The organism is Nostoc sp. (assembly GCF_054880495.1).
Window position 1 is genome coordinate 1 of the sequence record NZ_JBTYKD010000169.1, and the last position, 2,961, is coordinate 2,961.

The 2,961-nt window shown below is 39.8% G+C and carries 4 protein-coding genes; 2 read left to right on the plus strand and 2 right to left on the minus strand.

Annotated elements, in window-relative coordinates; genetic code table 11:
* Nucleotides 1-482: HNH endonuclease family protein (locus ACYTXL_RS16640; RefSeq protein ID WP_461925697.1), on the minus strand; the 482-nt coding region annotated here is incomplete at its 3' end.
* Between the two features lie 5 nt (nucleotides 483-487).
* Nucleotides 488-1,732, minus strand: a complete 1,245-nt coding sequence (locus ACYTXL_RS16645) for an AAA family ATPase (RefSeq protein ID WP_461925698.1) — start codon at nucleotides 1,730-1,732, stop codon at nucleotides 488-490.
* Between the two features lie 85 nt (nucleotides 1,733-1,817).
* Here ACYTXL_RS16645 and ACYTXL_RS16650 point away from each other — a divergent pair, with 85 nt between their 5' ends.
* Entirely contained in the window at nucleotides 1,818-2,618 is an 801-nt protein-coding gene (locus tag ACYTXL_RS16650; protein WP_461925699.1) for a peroxiredoxin-like family protein, read from the plus strand.
* Nucleotides 2,619-2,755: 137 nt separating this feature from the next.
* On the plus strand, nucleotides 2,756-2,961 hold a 206-nt coding region (locus ACYTXL_RS16655; protein WP_461925700.1), incomplete at its 3' end, for a DUF5674 family protein.

A 2,961-nucleotide genomic window follows, 5' to 3' on the forward strand; every position in this document is an offset into this window, starting at 1 on the left:
TGATACCATTGCTGACGCTGGCGCAGGATTCTTTCATCATCCCGCAACCGCAACCGTTCCAAAGTAAATTCTGCCTTTTGACGTTGTTGCGGAGGAACTTTATCTGTTAATACTAATTGTAGGGAAGGAAGCAAAATTTCAAACCAATCTTCTCCCAAATCAAAAGGGTCAAATACTTGGTCATCAAGCGTACCTTTACTACTATTTATCCAAGCAGAAGCAAAGCGTAAATTGCTCCATTCGTAAGCTAAATTGCGATAATTTTCCCGGCTGCGATAATGATCTACTGTACCAACTGGTTCATACATAACGCTATAGCCACAAAGATTATTAAATCCATCAGCTAAATCACTTTTGAAAGGCGACCAATAATCTCTGGTTCCTTTTTTGGGATCTGGGTTTTTTGCCAACCAAGCATTTCCTGGTTGTCGCACTTTTTTATCAAAATTAGGTGGTTCTGGAGGAGGATTAAATGGCATCATCTGTGTTATACCCCTGATAACCCAGAATTTCTTTTCTCCGTTGTAACTATCCAACGGGGCCAAAATGGGTCATGTCCTGGTAAAACTCTTTGAAGTTCCTGATGAATTTGTGTTGGTATTCTCAGATTTTCTGGAAACGTATTCATATCATCATCACGCATCCAAGCCTCTGCTGCTTCAATTGCGATTTCTGCTTCTTTAGAACGGGCTTGTTTGAGTCCAAAAATGTCTGACGTTAACCATCCAACTATGTCCCCTTGTTTTGACCAAGGTACTTCGTTAAGGCTAACCTCTCTATCTTGTAATTTAAATAAAAATAGTTTATCTTCTTGCTCATGAAAATTTGGCTCTAAGGAAGCAAGAATAAGTGGAGAATGAGTAGTTACTAAAGCCTGTATCTTCATCCTGGGTTGTAATTCTGTCACCACAGATAAAATAGCTGGTAAAATCACCCTCTGCCAACGAGGATGCAAATGAGATTCAATTTCATCAATTAGTAAAACTATCTGATTTACTGGCTTTTGTTGTCGCAATTCCGAAGCTTTTTTATGTTCGTACCAAGTCCACACTAGTAAATAAGCTAGTCCCAGAATACGCTTCATTCCGGCTGATGTTTGAGTTACAGGAACATTCCCGTAAGGTAGGTTAACTGTAGGAATATCGCGCACATCTTCAATAGAAACTCGCGTTGTTTCTCCCACTTGTATCCATTCGGAAGGGTGAGGTGCAAGTTTTTTAATGACATTAGAAAAGAGTTCAAATGGATATTTATTGGGTTGATTCTGCCATGTAACCCAATCTTGAATTAGACCATTACAAATAACTTTATCTTTTGACTTTAATCCATTCCAAAGTGTATTTGGATTAAAGTCAAAAGGAATATCGCGTTGGCGAGCTGGGTCAAAAACAGAAAAACTACCATCAACCCGTACATAAATAACTACCTCTTTTAATAAAGGAGGCATTTGTAAATTACGCCATTGCTGTTCAGAAAAATCAAACTGGCTCTGATACTCTCTTATATTTTTTTTATTGCTAACTACGGCTGTAATTTGCGGATTTTCACCTCTAACTTGCTGTGGGTACGCTGGTTGCTCCGCCCAATTTGTAGTCATCACCCACCAAGCGATATCGAGTAAAAAACTTTTACCTAAACCATTATCACCCGTAAATATATTGAGCCTATCGGCAAATGCGACATCAAAATGGGCAGCAGGACCAACTTGCTGGAGGTGAAGTTCTTTTAACATTTGGCTCTCATACACAAATTTATATTGATCAACTTACTTCTTATAAATTAAAATTGGATAGCTCAATAGTAGTTAATCATTTTTAATGAATCCCTACAATATCCTTAATCAGACTGAACTTCAGCGTGTTAGTGATGGCATGACCCGACCCCTACTAGAAAATTGCGAGACTGCCTCACATATCCTGATTTTAGTCTGGCCACAGCTTGGGGATTTTGATAGCCTTGAATATGCATGGTGGTTACAGCGCAAAGCTAAAAAATTGCCGACTGAAAAACTCGCTATTCGTGCAGTGGGAATTGGCTCACGCACCTCTGGAACAAGATTCTGTCAATATACAGGATTTCCACCCGAAAATTTATTTGTTGAACCCAATGCAGAACTACATCACCAACTCAAACTTTATTCAGGTCTGAATCTGACTCTACCTGGACTTTCTGTGTCTCATCAAGCTTGGCTAAATCTAATGTTAATGTGTGCAGGGTTTGGAAGTCCAGGAACGCTAAGAGAAGTTTTTCGGGGATACAGGGGAGATCGTCAAGCCCCTCAACTCATTGAAGATGATGAAATTATTCAAGGTACTCCTCTACCTACTTTTAAAGGCTCATTTTTCCGATTAGCTGGCCCAAATGGTTTTCAACGTCCCTTTGAATTAGCAACTCTCCGGCTACGTAACATGGTGGAAGTTCTGAGCAATTGGCACACTTATGTACCAAATTCTGCCTACTTAACTCAGCGTGGTGGAACTTTTTTGTTTGATAGCAAAGGCCAGTTACTTTACTCTCATCGAGATCCAGGAATTCTGGGCTTTGCTGCTAATATGAGTCAGCCTCTATCATTTTTATCCTTGATCGAAGCAAATAGCTTTACGATGGGTGATGCGTAAAGCCCCCGAATGCGCTTTGCTAAATTCGGGGGATATAAGCGAACTTTCCTGAATTTATTCATCAGTGTTCAATTGTTTAGCGTGATTCACTAATCTATGGAATGATCTTGTTGATTGCTACTTGGGACTAAATTCAATTGATTTTAATAATCCGTGAGCCTGCTAGCCGTGAAGAAATAGACGAAATGGTGAAAACTTGGGATGTATTCATTAAAATAGCAGTAGACATCGAACGCAAAATTCTTGCAGGTGGTGGCGTTCGCCATTACGAATGTGAACAAGAGTTACTCAAAGACGGTAGCAGACAACGAGATATTTGGGGTGTGGATTGGTCTGTTTTCAC

Coding starts and splice junctions, on each gene's coding strand:
- ACYTXL_RS16645 (WP_461925698.1), bottom strand. CDS start 1,732: ATGTTAAAAGAACTTCACCTCCAGCAAGTTGGTCCTGCTGCCCATTTT.
- ACYTXL_RS16650 (WP_461925699.1), top strand. CDS start 1,818: ATGAATCCCTACAATATCCTTAATCAGACTGAACTTCAGCGTGTTAGT.